This window comes from Ureibacillus sp. FSL K6-0165 (genome assembly GCF_038004285.1).
Taxonomy (GTDB): Bacteria; Bacillota; Bacilli; order Bacillales_A; family Planococcaceae; genus Ureibacillus; species Ureibacillus thermosphaericus.
The window spans coordinates 1467037-1486290 of sequence record NZ_JBBOQS010000001.1; the positions used below are offsets into that span (position 1 = coordinate 1467037).

The 19254-nt window shown below is 32.6% G+C and carries 18 protein-coding genes; 12 read left to right on the top strand and 6 right to left on the bottom strand.

The genetic code is table 11. The annotated features are described in order from the left end of the window. Positions 1-290: 290 nt before the first annotated feature. Positions 291-1667 (top strand): MATE family efflux transporter, encoded by a 1377-nt coding sequence (locus NST00_RS07280; protein ID WP_026019130.1) that lies wholly within the window; start codon positions 291-293, stop codon positions 1665-1667. Positions 1668-1840: 173 nt separating this feature from the next. Here NST00_RS07280 and NST00_RS07285 read toward each other — a convergent pair whose 3' ends face one another. Beyond that, positions 1841-2356 carry a DUF4871 domain-containing protein gene (locus NST00_RS07285; protein ID WP_016839197.1) on the bottom strand — a complete coding sequence of 172 codons (516 nt, stop codon included), beginning with the start codon at positions 2354-2356 and terminating at the stop codon, positions 1841-1843. 362 nt (positions 2357-2718) lie between these two features. Between NST00_RS07285 and NST00_RS07290 the strand changes: the two genes are divergently transcribed. The 5 genes from NST00_RS07290 (at position 2719) to NST00_RS07305 (ending at position 6579) form a co-directional block, all read left to right on the top strand. Continuing rightward, entirely contained in the window at positions 2719-3168 is a 450-nt protein-coding gene (locus tag NST00_RS07290; protein ID WP_016839199.1) for a methyl-accepting chemotaxis protein, read from the top strand. A gap of 313 nt (positions 3169-3481) precedes the next feature. Then, positions 3482-4000, top strand: a complete 519-nt coding sequence (locus tag NST00_RS07295) for a hypothetical protein (protein ID WP_016839200.1) — start codon at positions 3482-3484, stop codon at positions 3998-4000. 350 nt (positions 4001-4350) lie between these two features. Next, positions 4351-4917, top strand: a complete 567-nt coding sequence (locus tag NST00_RS14985) for an accessory gene regulator ArgB-like protein (protein WP_339289667.1) — start codon at positions 4351-4353, stop codon at positions 4915-4917. Beyond that, positions 4892-5056, top strand: coding sequence for a hypothetical protein (locus NST00_RS07300; protein WP_016839202.1), 165 nt, complete (start codon positions 4892-4894; stop codon positions 5054-5056). The genes NST00_RS14985 and NST00_RS07300 overlap by 26 nt, the downstream gene beginning before the upstream one ends. A gap of 200 nt (positions 5057-5256) precedes the next feature. Beyond that, positions 5257-6579, top strand: a complete 1323-nt coding sequence (locus NST00_RS07305; protein WP_016839203.1) for a sensor histidine kinase — start codon at positions 5257-5259, stop codon at positions 6577-6579. Between the two features lie 67 nt (positions 6580-6646). Here the strand turns inward: NST00_RS07305 and NST00_RS07310 are convergent, their stop codons facing one another. Together NST00_RS07310 and brnQ are read right to left on the bottom strand one after the other, a co-directional pair. Continuing rightward, positions 6647-9568 (bottom strand): EAL domain-containing protein, encoded by a 2922-nt coding sequence (locus tag NST00_RS07310; protein WP_168411980.1) that lies wholly within the window; start codon positions 9566-9568, stop codon positions 6647-6649. A gap of 762 nt (positions 9569-10330) precedes the next feature. Continuing rightward, complete coding sequence (brnQ, locus tag NST00_RS07315; protein WP_340709822.1) at positions 10331-11683, bottom strand: branched-chain amino acid transport system II carrier protein; 1353 nt, start codon at positions 11681-11683, stop codon at positions 10331-10333. A gap of 275 nt (positions 11684-11958) precedes the next feature. On the opposite strand from brnQ, the gene NST00_RS07320 reads away from it, so the two are divergent. From NST00_RS07320 to NST00_RS07340, 5 genes are all read left to right on the top strand, one after another. After that, positions 11959-12627, top strand: a complete 669-nt coding sequence (locus tag NST00_RS07320) for a hypothetical protein (protein ID WP_016838626.1) — start codon at positions 11959-11961, stop codon at positions 12625-12627. A gap of 248 nt (positions 12628-12875) precedes the next feature. Continuing rightward, positions 12876-13919 (top strand): iron-siderophore ABC transporter substrate-binding protein, encoded by a 1044-nt coding sequence (locus NST00_RS07325; protein ID WP_016838627.1) that lies wholly within the window; start codon positions 12876-12878, stop codon positions 13917-13919. A gap of 1 nt (position 13920) precedes the next feature. Further along, positions 13921-14958, top strand: coding sequence for a FecCD family ABC transporter permease (locus tag NST00_RS07330; protein ID WP_016838628.1), 1038 nt, complete (start codon positions 13921-13923; stop codon positions 14956-14958). After that, on the top strand, positions 14955-15986 hold the full coding sequence (locus tag NST00_RS07335; protein ID WP_016838629.1) for a FecCD family ABC transporter permease: 1032 nt from the start codon (positions 14955-14957) through the stop codon (positions 15984-15986). The genes NST00_RS07330 and NST00_RS07335 overlap by 4 nt, the downstream gene beginning before the upstream one ends. After that, the gene (locus tag NST00_RS07340) at positions 15986-16798 is read left to right on the top strand and encodes an ABC transporter ATP-binding protein (protein ID WP_016838630.1); all 813 of its coding nucleotides are present in this window, start codon (positions 15986-15988) and stop codon (positions 16796-16798) included. Before NST00_RS07335 ends, NST00_RS07340 begins: the two co-directional genes overlap by 1 nt. Before the next feature lie 150 nt (positions 16799-16948). Here NST00_RS07340 and NST00_RS07345 read toward each other — a convergent pair whose 3' ends face one another. Further along, positions 16949-17506, bottom strand: a complete 558-nt coding sequence (locus tag NST00_RS07345) for a glutathione peroxidase (protein ID WP_339288120.1) — start codon at positions 17504-17506, stop codon at positions 16949-16951. A 127-nt stretch (positions 17507-17633) separates the two neighbouring features. Further along, complete coding sequence (locus NST00_RS07350; protein WP_016838632.1) at positions 17634-17834, bottom strand: cold-shock protein; 201 nt, start codon at positions 17832-17834, stop codon at positions 17634-17636. Between the two features lie 273 nt (positions 17835-18107). On the opposite strand from NST00_RS07350, the gene NST00_RS07355 reads away from it, so the two are divergent. Further along, the gene (locus tag NST00_RS07355) at positions 18108-18686 is read left to right on the top strand and encodes a nitroreductase family protein (protein ID WP_016838633.1); all 579 of its coding nucleotides are present in this window, start codon (positions 18108-18110) and stop codon (positions 18684-18686) included. Between the two features lie 156 nt (positions 18687-18842). On the opposite strand, the gene NST00_RS07360 is transcribed toward NST00_RS07355, so the two are convergent. Beyond that, positions 18843-19115 carry a hypothetical protein gene (locus tag NST00_RS07360; protein ID WP_340709823.1) on the bottom strand — a complete coding sequence of 91 codons (273 nt, stop codon included), beginning with the start codon at positions 19113-19115 and terminating at the stop codon, positions 18843-18845. Positions 19116-19254: the final 139 nt, after the last annotated feature.

The window sequence follows — 19254 nt, forward strand, 5'->3', positions numbered from 1 at the left end:
AAGTTGCTTGAAATAAAAAGCTTTTAATACTCTGGAAGGAGAGGGCTTTTAAAATGAAATGAGAAATTCCCAATTAGATGTTCAATGTTCAGGAATATAACAAACGGATGATCAATTAAATTCAATAGGCTAAACTGCAAGAGGAAAACAATGTTTTAGTATGAAATAGTTTCTTAGTTGTAGACAAAAATTTAAAAGATAGAATAAAGTTTTTCGTTGTAAACGAATCAAAATAAGCATGGATGCAATAAAAAATTTCTGATCATGCTTTAACTAAAATATGGAGATTGATGAAGATGCAAAATAATCAAATATCATTAACAAAATCAATGATTTTCTTTCTAATTCCTGTTGCGTTTTCAAGCGTAATACAATCGTTAGGACAAATCATTTCAACAATAATAGTTGGACAAACTTTAGGTGAAGAATCACTAGCAGCTATATCAGCATTCTTTCCTCTACTGTTCCTATTAATATCTTTTGCGATAGGCGTTGGGTCTGGGAGTTCGATATTAGTAGGTCAGGCATTTGGTGCTAAAAATATAGAGAAGCTAAAGGAAGTTGTTGGGGTTACTATTGGATTAACACTATTAATATCTGTAGTAGTTGCATTCGTTGGTGGCTTTTTCACAGAGGGTATTTTGAAATTAATGGGTACACCTGAAAATATTTTAGAAGAAAGTGCAAGCTACGCAAAAATATTATTTGTTACATTACCAATTATGTTTTTATATATGTGTTATACAACATTTATTCGTGGTACAGGAGATTCAAAAACACCTTTAATCTTCTTAATTGTAAGTATTATTGTCAATGTTGTATTGTTACCAATACTAATGTTTGGTTGGTTAGGGCTACCTGCATTGGGATTAGATGGTGCAGCTTATGCCTTTGTACTTTCAAACTTAATAACATTTATATTACTACTGCTATACTTATCAAAAACTGGTCATATCATTAAATTAGATAAAGAAACAATCAAAAATATCCGAATTAAAGGGGACTTAGTAAAGAGTTTACTTAAACTAGCGATCCCTTCTAGTATTAGTATGATTGCAATTTCTATGGCAGGGATAGCAGTAATATACTTTGTTAATCGATATGGTTCAAATGCGACTGCAGCGTATGGAATTGTGAATCAAATTGCAAGCTATGTTCAAATTCCTGGTATGTCAGTTTCAATCGCAATATCAGTGTTTGTAGCGCAAGCCATAGGAGCGGGGAAGCAAGAAAGCATAGAGAAAATTACCAAATTGGGGTTAAAGTTAAGTTATCTATTTGGAGGAATTCTAGTAATTGTTGTCTATTTATTTGCTGAACCTATCTTAAGAGTATTCTTAACAAGTCCAGAAACAATTGCTCTGGCAAAAGGCTTAATGTTTATTTCTTTTTGGAGTTATTTATTATTAGCTCATGTTCAAGTAATCTCTGCGACAATGCGTGCAACAGGGACAGTACTATGGCCAACTGTTATTTTAATCTCAACAATTTGGCTTATAGAAGTTCCATCTGCATATTTATTATCAACTCATACTTCACTTGGTATTTTTGGAATATGGCTAGCTTATCCGATATCATTCGCTGTGAATTTAATTCTGCAATATTTGTACTATAAACTTGTTTGGAAAAAGAAAACAATCACAGCTTTAGTATCTAGTGATCATTAGAATTTTCAAAGAGTTCTTCAAGAAGTATAAAAAATGGTTGCCATAATTTTACTTAACTAAAATAGTACAAGTGATGATAAAAAAGGAATAGAGGCAGATTTAGTCTCCAAAAGTGTAGATTAAATCCTGCCTCTTTGTATTGATGAATTAAAATATTAAGCTAGAAACATCCTTTAACTCTCTTCAACGTTTATAACGAGTTCCTCAAATAATTTATCATTAAAATATATTTTTAATTTCCATAATCCACTTGTAGGGAACATCATATTAGATGGAATATGGGAATCTGCACCGTTATGTGGGCTAATGGAAACATCAGAATATTGCCATACTGCATTATTGCCAAATAACAAAACAGGATGTTCTTTTCCGTCTTTATCAATGCCAACTACTTTAAAATCACCGCTGATTTTATCTTCCTCTCCCCAGAAATGCCACATATATTTATCCGGTTTATTCGCAATAAACTTTGTTGCGACTGCTTCACCTTCGTTACCCGAACCGACCAAAATTCCCACCTTACCTTCTTTCCCAATCAATACATACTCACCCTTTGTCCCGTCATGAAAAGTAACGGGTAATGAAAAAGTAGGGCTTACCTCTAACTTTTTGTTATCATCAACATTTTTACAACCGACAAGAGTCATTAACAATAGTACAGAAATCAACATAATGATTTTGTTCTTCATATTTCTCCCCTCCATATCAGCTAAAATCAAACTGGCACCTTCGTTACGATAGACGTATTTAATAAAGGAGGTGTTTCAATAAATAAATAAACTTTTACAGAATGGAAACTACTTCGTTTACTGCCTCACAGAAACAGTTCGTTAACCAGGTTGCGTCATTCAAACTGCTCTTGTTAAAATTTCCTCTAAATGAAAATATTGCATTAAACAGGTAAAATTAAAGTTAGAATTACTTACATTTATTCTATATGGCCATTACGAATGAGTTCACTATAGTTTATAAATAAATAATGGAAAAATAAGTTTTATATTGACGAGGAAGACGTACAATCAAAAGTTTTTGAACTTCTTAAAAAGTTGTAATGAACGAAGAAGTTCGAAAGCTGGCGGATGAAGTATCGAATTCGATTGAAAATATTGTGAAAATTGTAGAAGGCATTCAACAAGAATCGAAAGAAACAGTACAATCCCTTCAGGAGAGTTTCATGCAAGTTTCCGAGGGAACTTCTAAAATTAACACTACAAGTGAAACCTTCCATGCTATCAACCAATCCATTTTACAAATGCAATCAAAAATTGAAAACATCTCAATTCATTTACAAGATGTTTACCAAGAAAGTGAACAAATTAATGAAGCAGTGAATCATATCGCTGCGGTGGCACAAGAGTCATCGGCAGGAATTGAGCAGAATAGCGCTTTAATCCAAGAATCATCGAGTTCAATGGATGAAATCGTATCACATTCTGAAGGAGTCGCCAATTTAGCAAAAGAACTCAATCAATCCGTACGTCATTTTAAAATGGATAGTTGAGATAGAAAAAATGAAGAGATTATAATCGATAAAAAATCCCTTGAATAGCAAGGGATTTTTTATATTTTAAGTCTTGATTGTATTTTCGGATTAAAAAATGAATGCGACCTATATCAATAAGTCGTTTATTATTTTCAATCGAATAGTTTGAAGCATTTTCACTTCAATAATAGCTAATTTATCTGTCATTAGGTATAAGTGAGAAGTTTTGAAGGAAAATAAACATAAAGCCTGTTCAAGATGAAGTTGGCTTAATTTATATTTACCAAATCTGTGTCATGTATGTGCGAAACAGAAAAGTAGGAGGAATTTTATGAAAAAAATACTTTCGTTCATGTTGTTTTTATCTTTATTATTATTAGCGGCTTGTGGTGACAAAACGGAAGAAAATTTAAGTGGCGACGTTGATTCCACTGATACTGAAACAGCTGAAGGCACGGAAGATCAAACAGACAATCGTGAACAGGAAATTAACGAGGTTATTGTCGATAACGAAAATGTAAAAGCGACGCTAGTGAAAATTGTAAGAATTCAAGATGAAACTTGGGGGAATTCGGTTGAAGTGGTGTTTGATATAACGAATAAACGTGATCACAGTATTGAAGTACAAGCGAGAAGTGTGTCTGTCGATGATCGAATGATCGATGAAACGATTTTATCGATGAGTCAAGAAGTAGCGCCTGGAAAATCTGCAACAGCTAAACTAACCATTCAAGAGTTTGAAGGATATGAATTCCCTCAATTTGAGAAAAACTTAGAAATGACGTTATATTTCTTCTCTTGGGATAACGTGGACTATGAAGAAGAACACCCGGTGTCTGTGACATTTTAATAAAACATGATAGCCACTCAATATACGAGTGGCTATTTTTTTGTAATTAATATTAATAACTGTTATTTTTATTTATAATAAATTTATATAAAGAATAATGTTAAAAATGTACATTGAGTTCGCTTAAATGCCTTTCGGGTGCTTACTCGTTTTTAGATGAGAGATAAGTCAATAATAGACAAAAAAAGCTTAAATCTTTTATATTTTTTATGAGAGCATAATTAATTCTAATATTCACCATTAAATGGACTGATGATAAAATAAGAGATGGAGGTGATGAATTAATAAATTTAAAATGAATACATCGAAATAAAGGAGGGAACAAGAAGATTTCTAGAATTGAAAATGCAATCTTTCATCTATTAGATCAAGAACATTTTTCTCATTTGGAAAAAGAAAAATTAAAATTAGGTATTCAAATCATTATCTCAGAGTCTTACAAGCTTATATTAATTTATTTATTGGCTTATTTATTAAATTGTATTGTTCCAACATTGATTGCGCATCTTACATTTTTCATATTAAGGCAAGTTTGTTTCGGCTATCATTTTAACAACCTAATTATATGCCTCGCTACTAGCATCATAGCATTTCCAATCACTATTAAATATTTAGCTGATTATTACTCAATTATCCCTACATTCCTCTTATATATTATTTTTATCATCATACTAGTATTTATCTATAAACTTGCACCTAAAGGAACAGAAAAGCACCCGATTATCAATCAACATCATAAAAAATATTTGCGAAGAAAAATGGCCTTCCGAGTATTCATAATAGTTGGAATATTTTGTATTTCGACATTCGAAATAAAAGTTTTTATCGCTTATGGGGCTTTATTAGAATCTCTAATGTTAATATCTCAATCAATTAAGGGGGAGTATTTTTATGAAAATGAATTGGATGAATGTTAAAAATTTAATTTCTAAAATTGCGATGGTTGTAGTTGCTGTTGGAGGTACAGCTACGATTACTGGATGTACAACATTATTCCATGAGAAAAAGATTTCAAATGAGTTACTAGAAAATAATCCTTTTGCTACAAAAAAATAACTCCATAAAATGTTTTTCTATTATTTTCCGACTAACTCTATTAGTCGGAATTTTCTTCCTCTAATTTATAAGTCCTACTAATTTATACATAAATTAGTACAAATTTACGAAAATCCGTTGCATTCATGTGTACTATCGTAATATAGTTATTATACTATTGATTCATTCCAGAATAGAATTATACATAGTAGGAGAAAAAAATGAAGCTAGTATTGATAATGATTGAGTTAATCTTGATAGTGTGGGCAGTCACGTATACATCACAAATCAAATTGCGAATGAAGCAAATTTTATTTTTCGCCTTAACCGTATTTTGTCCTACAAGTTTTATTTTCTTATGGGTAGGTCAATGGCAAGGAATTATTTACTTTATTGTTAGTTCATTAATTTATTTCTTTTTACTCACAAAAAAATTTATTATACTAATACAACTTTGTTTCTTTATTATTATAGGTATCTTAGTAGATAATCTTGCCCAATATATTATGCAATCACTCTCAATTAACTTTTTACCTGGTGTCTTAGATCAATATTGTTTTTTTATTGTTTTATTTATTATTAGTGTCTTCATTTATCGATATTTTCACAAAAAATTTATTACATTGTTACCTGAAATAAAGAGTGCTATCAAATTTATTTTTTTTGTTGTGATTGTAACGATGGTCACTTTTTACATTAATATCTACTTAACAGATTATTTATCTAAAGATACAGTGTTAATATTCAATATCGTGATTCAGATTACGTATTTTGTAATCATGCTGTTTATACTTTCATTGACGATATTAAACATCAAAAAACAACATGATATTCAAAAAATAGAGTTTGAAAATAATCAGTTTAATAGTTATATGGAATCATTGGAATTAATTAATAATGATATGCAAAAATTTCGACATGATTACAACAATATATTGTTTACTATGCAAGGTTACATTGAAATTAATGATTTTGAGGGTTTAAAAGAATATTTTAAACAACATATATTTTCTACAGAAATGAACACATTAAAAAGAAATCAATTGTTAGCAAATTTATCGAAAATGAAGGTCACAGGAATTAAGGGTCTGCTCTTAACAAAGATTTTACAAGCTGAAAAAGAAAATATATCAATTAATATTGAAATTCCAGAAGATATTGAAGACATTCATATGAATGTCATTGATTTAGCTAGAATTCTAGGAATCTTTTTAGATAACGCAATTGAAGCGAATTATCAATCAAATCAAAAAATTAATTTTGATAGTGAAATTGATATTGCATTTATTAAAACCAATGATGATTCGTTGATGATCATCATCGAAAATACATTCTATGATGAAGAGGTAGATTTAGAAAACATTTTCGAAGATGGATTCTCTACGAAAGGAAAAAATCGTGGAAAAGGATTAAGTAATGTGAAAAGTATTTTGAAAAACTATCCGAATGTTAAATTAAATACTACTGTTAATGACTATAACTTTACTCAAATTCTTGAAATAAAAAATATTCATTCTAAAAAACTGATAAAAGTTGAAAGATAATCTAATAAGCAAAAAAATATTGGGTTGGATAGGGGAGTACCTATCTAACCCAATTTTTAGTACATCTTTATTTTAGTACAACTATATTGAAATATTCATTAATATCTCCAACAATCACTCTCTTATATGGTGGTACCTTTTTATTATTTTTTGCTAAAGTTACAAATGTGTCAAGAATTGTGGTGAACTTAGTTCTTTCTTCATCATTTTCAAAAATAAACTTAACACCATATTCCGCTAGATCTTCATTCACTTCTTCTTTCCAAACAATTTTCGCATTCAATAAAATGGACTCTCCAAGCAACTCTGTAATAAATTGGTAAAGAACGTCCATACGGATTGGCAAATTAAGATTTGATATAAATCTAAGTCCTCCAGCACCGATTTCTGTAACTAATACTTTTGATACCCCGATATCCAAGTTCCGCTTTGCTATCGATGAGATTTTTAATTTTGCTTCAAGCGGGTCAGTGAAAGTAAAACGATGATGTTTTCTTCTGTCTTGTAATCCTTTTCCATCAAATGGTAATGGGATATTTTTCTTGACGACTGTTTCAAATTCAGCAATTGGAACAGGCTTGCCGAATAAATACCCTTGCATTTCGTGGCATTGTTCTTGTTGTAGGATTTTTAATTGCTCGGCTGTTTCTACACCTTCTGCCACAACTTTTAATTTCAGTCCCTCAGCTAAATAGAGTATTGTTTTAAGAAGATGTATGTTTTTGGGAGATTTGTGTATTTTTCGTATAAAAGAGCGGTCGATTTTAATTGCATCAAATGGATATTCAGTTATATAGGAAAGGCTGGAATATCCTTTTCCAAAGTCGTCTAACACCAATTTTAGACCTAATTCTTTTAATTTGTTTAGATTCTTTTTCACAACTACCGTGTTGTCTAATAATATGTTTTCAGTAATTTCTAATTCAATATCATTCGGATCAATGCCTGATTTATTAATTTCTGCAGCAAGAAAATCTGGCCAATCCGGTTTCATAAAATGGATAGGTGAGATATTGATTGAAATCGGGACAGTCTTGATTCTGTATTTTTTCCATTCTCTAATTTTTGCAATAATCCCTTTTATAACCCAGTTATCCAAATCAGTAATTAGGCCATTTTCTTCTGCAATACTAATGAATTCACCAGGTAAGAGAAGCCCCCATTTTGGATGTCTCCACCGAATTAACGCTTCAGCACCAGTGATTTGTTTAGTAGTTGAATCCACTCGAGGTTGAATGTAAAATTCTAATTCATTGTTTTCGATTGCCTTCTTTAAATCTCGTCCTATGGAATAATTTTTATAGGATTGGATACTATTTGTATGGGAGAGGATATGATACGTTCCTTTTCCTTCTTTCACAGCCTTTTGTAAAGCTACGCTAGAATTTCTTAATAACTCCAAGCTGGTTGTCCCATTTTCAGGGAAGATGCAAGCACCAATACTTACGGTAATATAAAGTTGGTATTCTTTTACAAAAAATGGATCGTTTAAGAAATTTGTAATTTGCTTAATTTTTTCTTTTAGAGCATCGATAGACTCTATTTCTTTAATTAATAAAATAAATTCATCGCCGCCTGTACGTGCTACGAAATCCTGAGGAGATAAATAGTATTTTAATCGTTTAGGAAGTTGTTTCAAAATTTCGTCGCCTATTTCATTTCCGAGGGTATTGTTGATAAATTTAAAACTATTAATGTCCAATCTTAACATGGCAAATTGTTTTTTACTCTGCTCGTATTCTTTAATGAGATTTTCTAATTCTGCTACAAAGTTTTTTCGATTAGGAAGGTTTGTTAATAAATCATAATTTGCCATGTATTTTAATTTTTCTTCTAACACCTTTTTTTCCGTAACGTCGGTAATTACTCTATCTAAACGAATCACATCTCCATGCTCATCTAAATTAGGAATGATGTAATCTTGTATCCATCTTCTATCGCCCATTTTATTGATAATTCGATATTCATGATGAACGATATTTCCTTCTTTTAGTGCCTTAAGATTTTTCAAATATTCATCGAGGTCTTCTTCGTGCACAATAGAATTCCATTGCAAACCATTATCAAAATCTTCTTTTGTATATCCGGTAATGCACTCTATTCCTTTAGAAACTTTTAACGTTTTATTGTATCGCTTATCTAAAGCCCAAATACCGACATCAGGATTATTATAGATTTCTTTTAGTTGCTTTTCTTTTTCCAACACATCTTTCATAAGGTTATGGTCAGTAATATTTTGAATGAATCCAACGAGACCCTCAACATTTCCTTTTTTATCTAGAATAATACCAGTCTGTTCTTGAACAAGGATAATGGATTGATCTTTTTGTACCATTCGGTATTCAATTTGAAAGCTCCTTTTTTCTTTAATGGCGATTTCTGTTGCTTCTCTTACCATTTCTCGATCTTCAGGGTGTACATAACGTAAATAATGGTTAAGGGATAGAGTGGGTTGTTCATGGCGAGCATTCATTTTTAACAAATCAAAAATTTGATTAGAGAAGTAATGAATATCATTAATGGCATCATAATAAAAATTACAAATATGTTTTAGTTTGTTGAGGGTTTCCAACATTCTTTTTAATTGATTTAATTCTTTTCTCTCTTTTTGGAAAACCGTTATATTTCGAATGATTGCAAACACACATTTTTCAGCTGGAATCAGTGTGATATGAACATCTATTCTTTTCCCATCTTTTGTCTTGACAACTGTACTAAATTTTTGAGTTTTTCCAAATAAAGCTTTTTCAAAATAATTAATGATTGCATTTGAATTCCCTTCATAAAAAATCTTATCAATGGATTCGTTAAACTCATGTATAGCATATCCAAATTGTTTTTCAAAAGCGAGGTTATAAGAGATTAGTTGTCCATTACAATCAAACTTTGCAATAGCATCGATATGATCGTAAATGTTCAGTATCATATCTTCATCTGTTAATAGTTCATTTGCCCATCTTACCTTCGATTTTTTAAATAGACTCTTCATTAGCAAACCTCCCAACCTAAATCTATGTATTGTGAAAAAATACCTAATACCAAAAAGTTGATAGAATTACATCACCGACAAAGGTCTCTCATTTTTTTACTTTTATGGGTAATTGTAAGTAGTATTATATATACTTTTTTACTATAGTAAAGAAATTTATACGAAAAGTATTTTGATTAATTGAGATAATTAATACTATATTTATATTAATATACCCATATATGTAGAATTGAATCGAAAATACAGGTTTTTTTTACTATTCGTTTAAGATTCTATCGAACTGGATTCATCATTATAAGTGGGTTAATAGGGGAATTTTGTTAATGAAAAAGTAAGTAGCTTAAATAAAAAAGTGGAAAATCATTTATCGATACACTTTTTTGATTGGGATGGATGCGATGAAGAAAGTGAATAATGGAGGAAATAAAAAAGAAGGGAGTTATGAATTGACTCCCTTCTTTTAAGGAAATATTACTTTTTTCTTAATAGATAGTCACCAAGTGGTAGAAGAAATACAATAAATAAAACTGTTAAAATAGTCAGTGCTTCTAAAATAGTAATTGCAACTTGGTCAAACATCCTTATTAGCCTCCTTTCAGTCACAAATTATGTTACCTTAAATGATAGTAATTTTCCATCTTATTTAATTGGAGTAAACAATGTAAAAAATTCTTGTTCCTGTTTCAATTGTATTATTGCAATATTACATTTCCAAACTTATGTCAATGTTGAAAAGGGCGCCATATAGTGACGGCCCTTTTTTTATTGTGTCACGATTTGTTTTGAGCCTTTTGGCCACAAAATTCCGATGATGAATCCAAAGGCAGCCGGCAACATCCAGCCTAGTCCAATATCATAAAGTGGCAAATAATCGGAATAAAATGACTTAATTGATTCGAACAATGAAATAGTTGTACTTGGTAAACTTGCAACTAATGTACTGTAACCATCAAATAAGCTTACACAGAAAGTGAAAAACATCGTTGAAGTATAGACACTTTGCTTATTTCCGTATAAAGGTGAGCAAAGGGTTAAAATAATTAGAACAATCGCTAATGGATACAATAACATTAATACAGGAATAGCGAATTGAATGATATTGTTTAAACCAAAGTTCGCTATTGTAAATGATACAAGACATAAGATGAGTACGAACCATTTATAACTAATTTTAGGGTATACTTTGTTGAAAAACTCACTACAAGACGTTATCAATCCAATACTTGTTTTTAAACAAGCAAGAACAATGATAATCGCAAGTAGTATTGCCCCATAATCACCGAAATAATATTGCGCGACTGCGGCAAAGATTTGTCCGCCATTTTCGAAAGTGCCGATTGCCAATACGCTAGATGCTCCCATATACGTAATAAGTCCATAAATGAGTGCCATCAGTGCCATGGCAAATACGCCGGCTTTCAAAGTTGACTTTGCAATTTCTGTTTTATTTGTAATTCCTTGTCCTTTTATTGCGTTAATCACGACAATGCCGAAAGCTAATGATGCAAGAAGGTCCATTGTATTGTATCCTTCTTTAAATCCTGTTATAAATGCAGGGTCGCGATAATCGCCAATTGGTTGATCGAATGACCCCATTGGTTTTATGATTGCGATAATAATTAAAATGAATAAGAACAATAAAAAGGCAGGAGTTAAATATTTCCCAATATAATCGACGATTTTCGCTGGATTTAAAGAGAAGTAATAGACAATGGCAAAAAATACAAAACTAAAAATTCCTAACAACAATGTGCTATATTCGGGATTGATATATGGTTCAAAACCTACAACGAAAGGTACCGTTGCTGTTCGTGGAATTGCGAAAAATGGACCAATCGTTAAATAAAGAGCGATTGCAAAAATCACGCCGAACAGTGGATGAACTCTTCCAGCTAATTCCCGTAAACTATTGCTACCAGATAACCCAAAGGCAATGATTCCTAAGAAGGGTAACCCGATGGCTGTAATGAGGAATCCAATTAATGCAGGCCAAAAATTTGTACCAGCTAGTTGTCCCATTTGGATTGGGAAAATTAAGTTCCCTGCACCAAAAAACATCCCAAATAGCATTGTACCAATGACTGCATAAGTAGAAAATGAACTCATCTTTTTCATAATCTCTGCTCCTTCTAAGTTGAATAATTCTAATTTTAGCAACTTTTCAGAAAGGAATCTATGTAGATTGAAAAAGTAGGAAAATGAGGAATTTTCAATTTAGTTTTTAAATTGGGAATATTATCAAAATATATGGAGTTATCATTTGCAAAAAGGTAGAATGATATTGATATAATAAAATGGAAAAAATTCAGAATAATGTAAAATTAAACTTTACAAGAACTTTTGTTCGTGTTATTGTAATTGATAATAAAAGATGAAGAGGAGTTGTTTTCATGGAAAATAGAGACGAGGATCTCCATTTTCAAAAGATGAACAAGTTTTTTATTGAATCATCAAAGAAAAAAAGAAATGCTCCAAATACTAACCCGTTTTTATTAGGTAAACAAACCGATTTTATATTAGAAGAATTTCAAAATAGTTATATACGAATTGATACTTCTATTGAAACAAATCCGGAATATCAATTGATTAATGGATGGACAAATATCATTCTCATGAATGAAGGCGCAAAAACGATAGGTTATCTAAACTTCAAAATTTACAACTCTTTTATAATGGATAAATCTGATTTGTTAAAGGTAGCCAAATCATTTTCAGATGAGGAATATACAATCATTTCTACTTTTAAAAAACATTTTCAATCTACCTTTGATGAAGGTTACATTAAGTTCCTAATAGTAAATGAAATATTCTTAAATAATGAATACCAGCAAAAGGGATACGAATTAAAAGCGATGGTAGAATTAATAAGCTTATGTCGTATTTTAGAGATTGATTACATCATTTCAAAACCTCTACCAATCATAAAAGAGAATTTTAATTACGGAAAATCCAAAAAACAAATGGCAAAAATGGCTTTTCTCAATAATAAACTAGTTTTTGATGTATATTATTTAGAGGAACAAGAACCAATCATTGTATTGGATATTAGCCGTATATGAAAACTATTTTTATGAAACACCATTTTACTCATTGACGATGGGGAGAAATGGTGTTTTTATTATGAAGGGATATTTTATTTTAATGTATGTCGGATAAAGAATCCTATTAAGGAATTATATTGAAATGAATTATGAAATTCCCATTTATAAATAGTTAATTAGTGATTGACAATCGGTTTGTAAAAATATTATATTATCATCGAAAATGATAATTATTATCAATTGCGAAATAAAAGAGGTGTACTAAGATGAAAAATAAAATATTCTCAATAGTTTTTACATTATTATTCATACTCTTGTTAGCAGGTTGTTCTGAACAATCCTCTAATCAATCAAATGGTGAAGAAAAAGAAACGAACACAAGCAATGAATCATCAGTAGAATATCCGATTGTCATTCAACATGCATTTGGTGAAACGGTAATTGAAAAGAAACCAGAACGAGTTGCAACTATCGCTTGGGCAAACCATGATGTTGCGCTTGCTTTAGGAGTTGTACCAGTAGGTTTTTCTGCTGCTAACTATGGCGTTCAAGATGATAGTGGCATGCTACCATGGACAAAAGAAAAATTAAAAGAACTTGGTGTAGAAAAACCAAATATTTACCAAGATACAGATGGATTAGATTTTGAAGCAATTGCAGATAGTGAACCAGATGTTATTCTTGCGGCATATTCAGGCATTACAAAAGAAGAATACGATATTTTAACTGAAATTGCGCCAGTTGTTGCTTATCCAGAAACGCCTTGGGTAATATCTTGGAGAGATCAAATCTTATACAATGCAAAAGGTATGGGAATGGAAGAAGAAGGTAAACAACTGATTGCAGATACAGAAAACTTAATTAAAGAAAAGGTAAGCAAATATCCTGAATTAGCAGGAAAGAAAGCTGCTTTTGCGTCTATCAGTGCAGCAGATTTATCAAAATTCTATGTCTATACAACGCAAGACCCGCGCGGAGAGTTTCTTGAAGAGTTAGGAATGAAATATCCTGAAAGCTTACAAGAATTTATTGGAGATCCAAATAGTTTCTATATCGAAATGAGTGCAGAAAACGCAGATGCATTAAATGATGTAGACATTATCGTGACATATGGTGATGAGCAAACATTAAAAGCTCTTCAACAGGACTCAATTTTAGGAAAAGTACCGGCAATTCAAAAAGGTGCCGTTGTAGTCATTGGTGATAATACACCATTAGCAGCAGCTGGTAATCCGAATCCGCTTTCCATTGCGTACACCATCGATGAATATTTAAGTTTGCTTGCAGAAGCGGCAAAAAAGCTAAATTAATATGATGAAAACAACAACCTATAAAGAAAAAAAGCAAAACCTTATCCCGAAAAAATTGTTTGTACTGCTTTTTGTCCTAATTGTTTTACTGGGTGTTTGCATCATTGCTTCATTATTATTTGGTTCTCGAATCATTAGTTGGACGGATATAATGGATGGACTATTCCATTCGCAAGTAGATTCCCATGAAGCAAATGTTGTACGGCAAAGGGTTGTCCGCACCATTTTTAGTATTATGACCGGAGTCGCTCTCGGAGTTTCGGGTGCCTTAATGCAATCGGTGACCCGAAATCCGATTGCGGATCCAAGCATATTAGGAGTCAATACGGGGGCAGCCCTTTTTGTCGTATGTGGAATTGCGTTCTTTCATATTAGTTCTGCCAGTCAATATATTTGGTTTGCGATTGTTGGAGCAATGATTACTGCAATATTTGTCTATTCCATTGGATCGATGGGAAGTGGCGGTGCAACACCATTGAAACTTGTGTTGGCAGGTGCCGCGACAAGTGCCATTTTGTCTTCGCTTGTTTCAGCGGTCATGATTCCGCGTACAAATGTTATGGATCAATTTCGATTTTGGCAAGTAGGTAGCGTGGGATCAGGCTCTTGGGATTCCATTTCAATTTTTCTCCCTTTCTTGTTAACAGGATGTATCATTGCCGTTATTACAGCTCCCGCATTAAATGCCATACTTTTAGGGGATGAGGTTGCTACTAGTTTAGGTGTACGGATTGGGTTCATTCGGCTAATTGCTGCGTTTGGTGGCGTACTATTATGTGGTGCTGCAACAGCTCTTGCTGGCCCCATAGGATTTATCGGTTTACTTGCAACTCATGTTGTTCGATTAGTAATCGGACCGGATATGCGCTACATTATACCGCTGTCTGCTCTTACAGGAGCAATTATATTAACATTGTCAGATGTATGTGGAAGGTTGTTAGGTAGTCCTGGGGAATTAGAAGTCGGGGTTGTAACAGCCTTTATTGGTGCTCCTATATTAATTTTCATTACAATGAAATCGAAAGTTCGTGAAATATGATGAATGATACATTGAGTTTAATTCGATCAGCTCGTTCAAAAAGACAACGTCGCTTTGTAATTTTGACAGCATTACTGGGCTTAATCTCAGTAGTCTTATGCTTCATGATGCTGATGATTGGTAACACGATTTATCCTGTAAAAGACGTAATACGGGTACTTTTTGGTGAAGAAGTAAAGGGGGCATCCTTTGCTGTCGGAACAATTCGGTTACCTCGAATGGTGGCAGGAGTGTTTGCAGGTTTCGCCTTTGGTGCTGGTGGTTATGTATTTCAAACGATGTTACGGAACCCATTAGCCAATCCCAATGTGATTGGGATTACGACAGGTTCAAGCGCTGCGGCTGTTTTTTGCATCGTTATTCTTCATGCCAGTCTTGCAACCATTTCAATCGCTGCCGTAATGGGTGGTCTATGTACAGTATTGATTATTTATTTTTTAGCAAAAGGGAGTTCCTTCTCCATTGGAAGATTGATTTTAATCGGTATTGGCATTCAGGCGATGTTAAATTCTGTTATTTCTTATTTACTGTTGATTGGGAATCAACACGATATACCAACGGCAATGCGCTGGCTGAGCGGCAGTTTAAATGGGTTGAAATTGGAAACTCTTTATCCACTCATTTTCACTGTCATTCTTTTGACTCCGATTTTAATTATGTACGGTAAGCAATTGGAGATGTTGGAATTAGGAGATCAAACAGCGACATCGATTGGAGTAAATGTAAATAGAACGAGAATCATGTTGATGATAAGTTCCGTATTGATGATTGCTTTAGCTACGGCAACAACAGGGCCGATTGCTTTCGTTGCATTTCTTTCGGGGCCAATTGCCAATAGAATCATGGGTACAGGCTTTTCAAATATCATTCCTGCCGGGCTTGTTGGCGTAATCCTAGTATTGGCTGGGGATTTAATTGGTCAACATGCTTTCGAAGCTAGATATCCAGTGGGTGTGATTACCGGTATCCTTGGTGCACCTTACTTGTTATATTTATTAGTTCGTTTGAATCGAAAGGGTGGATTGTAATGAAACCTACACACGTGCTTTCAGTTGAAAATCTGTTTGCAGGATACGATAAGAAGACCGTTCTGCAAGACGTAACCATCACTATTCCAAGCAATAAAATCAGTATAATTATTGGTGGGAATGGTTGTGGGAAATCAACATTATTAAAAACGATGGCAAGATTAATAAAACCTGACTCTGGCCAAGTATTGTTGGATGGAAAACCGATTCATCAAATTCCCACTAAACAATTAGCTCGTGTGTTAGGGTATTTACCACAATCTCCTATCGTTCCAGAAGGAATTACGGTGGTTGATTTAGTAGGTCGAGGAAGATTTCCACATCATTCGTTTTTAAAAGGTTGGACGAGTCAAGATGATGATGCTGTAAGCGAAGCAATGGAAATCATGAACATTACCGATTTAGCCGATCGTTATATTGATGAACTTTCGGGTGGCCAAAGACAGCGTGTATGGATTGCAATGGCCCTTGCTCAACAAACGGATATTTTATTTTTGGATGAACCAACAACCTATTTGGATATTACATATCAAGTAGAAATACTGGATATGCTTACAGATTTAAATCGAAAACGCGGCACAACGATTGTTTTGGTGCTTCATGATATCAATTTATCTGCCCGATATGCAGATCATATTTTTGCCTTTAAGCAAGGTAAATTAGTGGCGGAAGGGACTCCATCAGAAGTTATCAGTAGCCAATTAATTAAAGATATTTTTGGACTCGATTGCACTGTCGTTCAAGATCCTGTTTCATTATCACCATCAATCGTCCCAATTGGACGATATCATAATCATCTGGTGAAGAGTTAGAAAGGGAATAGGGACTCGAGCCTTCTAGAAAATGTCTAGAAGGCTCTTAAATTTCCTATTTTTCCGTTAACAGCTTTTGCAAATAAAGAGCAAATTAGAATATATCCCCAATCCTTTTCTAATCCGCTCATAAATTGACAATCCCATCATTTATGCAATAGAAGTTTTTACTGCGTCTTGAATCGCATTTTCCACATCTAGTATAGAATCGGTTGGTTCAAAGCGTTTCACTACATTTCCATTTGCATCCACAATAAATTTAGTAAAATTCCATCGAATGTTTTTTCCATCAAGGGCAAGAGGGGTACTTTCTTGAATTTTAGATTTTAGTATCTTTTCTTCAAAATCGATTCCGAACTCGCGGCATTCTGCTTGTTCTTTTAAATATTCAAATAGCGGATGAGCTTCATCTCCATTGACATCAATTACATCAAAAATCGGGAACGTTACACCGAAATTTATTTTACACATTCTTTCTGTTTCTTTTCCATCTTCAGGATTTTGTTCAGCAAATTGATTGCTTGGGAAACCTAATATGATGAGACCTTGATTTGCAAATTTTTCATACAATCTTTGTAAATCTTCAAATTGATATGTAAAACGGCAGTGGTTTGCAGTGTTTACTATTAACATCGTTTTATTGCGATAAGTTTCCATTGAAAGAATTTCACCGTTTGGTTTTTTTATAAGAAATTCATAAATAGACATGCTCTAATCCCCTTCATCTATTATTTTATTCTAATAATTATTATATAATAATTATTATAAAAGTCGAAAAAAATGCTTATCATATGGAATAAAAAAATCCTCTGCCTTTTGCAGAGGATCAACGTATTTATCGTTTCACAACGTTTGTTGCTTGAGGTCCACGGTTGCCTTCTTCCACTGAAAACTCAACTTTTTGACCTTCTTCAAGTGTTTTGAAGCCGTCTCCTTGAATTGCGGTGTAATGGACAAATACATCGATTCCACCTTCAACTTCAATGAATCCATAACCTTTTTCTGAGTTAAACCATTTTACTGTACCTTGATTCATTTTAAAAAAACCTCCAAATTTAATTTTCCATAATTACATTTTTAAACTAAAAAAATTCACACATTACAAAAAGTACCAAACGAACACGATTACTTTTTGTAATATGTGAATTCATTAGATAAAAGTTATATAATTATTAATTCATAATAAAACAAAAAATAGATTTTGTCAAATGTTTTTCGTTACAAGAATCCGTGTTGATAAGCATTATTTATTAATTTTTCATTAATTTATGTTAATATAACAAGCGCAACTAAATAGGAGGGAATATAAATGGATTTTTTTGAAGCAGTGAAAAATCGCCGTTCTATTCGTGTATTGGAAGATGTAGCTGTTGTTCCAGATGAACAAGTTATTGAAATTGTAGAATCCGCATTAAATCATACACCAACTGCATTCAATGGACAGGAAACTCGCGTGGTGATTTTGTTTGGGGAAAATCATAAAAAACTTTGGAACGATACAGAAGAAATTGCCCGAAAGAAAACTAAGGAGGATTTTGCACGAATAGAGGAGCGAATTAATGGGTTTCGCAATGGTCATGGAACGATTTTATTCTTCCAAGACAGAGATGTAATCAGAGGTTTACAAGAAAAAATGCCTCAATTTCATGATGAGTTAGAAGTATGGTCTCAACAAAATCAAGGTATGCTTCAATATGTAGTTTGGACAGGGTTGGAAGCTGTAGGCTATGCAGCATCCCTTCAACATATGGAAATAAATATTCAACCGGAATGGAATGTTCCTGATAGCTGGAAGATTATTGCTCAAATGCCTTTCGGAAAACAAGTACAACCATTAATGGAAAAAGAAATAATTCCAGTCGAAAAGAAACTTATTGTCGTTAAGTAAAAGATTGCGAACGTTAAAGATAGGGGAAAGTGGCTGGCTGTGAGCTGATTTCTGTTTAGTTAGGAATGATGGAAAATTATTTCATCATCATAAAATGAGTAGCTTGCGAAAAGTCAATTAGGACTTGTTGCAAGCTTTTATGTTCAGTACACTCTTTCAATAATATTTTTTCCTCCCTTTCTGTTTTTGAATTTCTTGTGTTAAATATTGAACTTGTTTTTCAAGCTTTGCTATTCTTTCATCATATTCTTGAACTTTTTGTTGAGATTGTTGAAATTCATCTATGGAAAGTAGTTCTGCATAGGAAGAAATGATATCCCCTATTGTTGAAAGAAAAATTCCGATAATCGCTAATTTTATTGAGATATCTTCAGATGAGTTGGAGGATGTTGAATTCATCGGATTTGAATGATCATAATTTTTCATCATTCTTCCCCCCAATTCTATAATCTTTTGTATTATATGAATAACTATTGAATTGGGAACCGCAAAATCGAATATTAATGAAGTTTAGCTATCATTGCGATGCATTACAATGAATGAAGGGCGTCGTAAAATTTGACGCCCT

Bases quoted from the DNA above. Each gene is read 5' to 3' on its own strand.
- brnQ (WP_340709822.1), bottom strand. From the start codon at position 11,683: ATGAAAAAGATGAGTTCATTTTCTACTTATGCAGTCATTGGTACAATG.
- NST00_RS07300 (WP_016839202.1), top strand. From the start codon at position 4,892: ATGAAAATGAATTGGATGAATGTTAAAAATTTAATTTCTAAAATTGCG.
- NST00_RS07355 (WP_016838633.1), top strand. From the start codon at position 18,108: ATGGATTTTTTTGAAGCAGTGAAAAATCGCCGTTCTATTCGTGTATTG.
- NST00_RS07335 (WP_016838629.1), top strand. From the start codon at position 14,955: ATGATGAATGATACATTGAGTTTAATTCGATCAGCTCGTTCAAAAAGA.
- NST00_RS07360 (WP_340709823.1), bottom strand. From the start codon at position 19,115: ATGATGAAAAATTATGATCATTCAAATCCGATGAATTCAACATCCTCC.
- NST00_RS07340 (WP_016838630.1), top strand. From the start codon at position 15,986: ATGAAACCTACACACGTGCTTTCAGTTGAAAATCTGTTTGCAGGATAC.
- NST00_RS07280 (WP_026019130.1), top strand. From the start codon at position 291: ATGAAGATGCAAAATAATCAAATATCATTAACAAAATCAATGATTTTC.
- NST00_RS07320 (WP_016838626.1), top strand. From the start codon at position 11,959: ATGGAAAATAGAGACGAGGATCTCCATTTTCAAAAGATGAACAAGTTT.
- NST00_RS07330 (WP_016838628.1), top strand. From the start codon at position 13,921: ATGATGAAAACAACAACCTATAAAGAAAAAAAGCAAAACCTTATCCCG.
- NST00_RS07350 (WP_016838632.1), bottom strand. From the start codon at position 17,834: ATGAATCAAGGTACAGTAAAATGGTTTAACTCAGAAAAAGGTTATGGA.
- NST00_RS07290 (WP_016839199.1), top strand. From the start codon at position 2,719: ATGAACGAAGAAGTTCGAAAGCTGGCGGATGAAGTATCGAATTCGATT.
- NST00_RS07325 (WP_016838627.1), top strand. From the start codon at position 12,876: ATGAAAAATAAAATATTCTCAATAGTTTTTACATTATTATTCATACTC.
- NST00_RS07310 (WP_168411980.1), bottom strand. From the start codon at position 9,568: ATGAAGAGTCTATTTAAAAAATCGAAGGTAAGATGGGCAAATGAACTA.
- NST00_RS07295 (WP_016839200.1), top strand. From the start codon at position 3,482: ATGAAAAAAATACTTTCGTTCATGTTGTTTTTATCTTTATTATTATTA.
- NST00_RS07345 (WP_339288120.1), bottom strand. From the start codon at position 17,506: ATGTCTATTTATGAATTTCTTATAAAAAAACCAAACGGTGAAATTCTT.
- NST00_RS07285 (WP_016839197.1), bottom strand. From the start codon at position 2,356: ATGAAGAACAAAATCATTATGTTGATTTCTGTACTATTGTTAATGACT.
- NST00_RS07305 (WP_016839203.1), top strand. From the start codon at position 5,257: ATGAAGCTAGTATTGATAATGATTGAGTTAATCTTGATAGTGTGGGCA.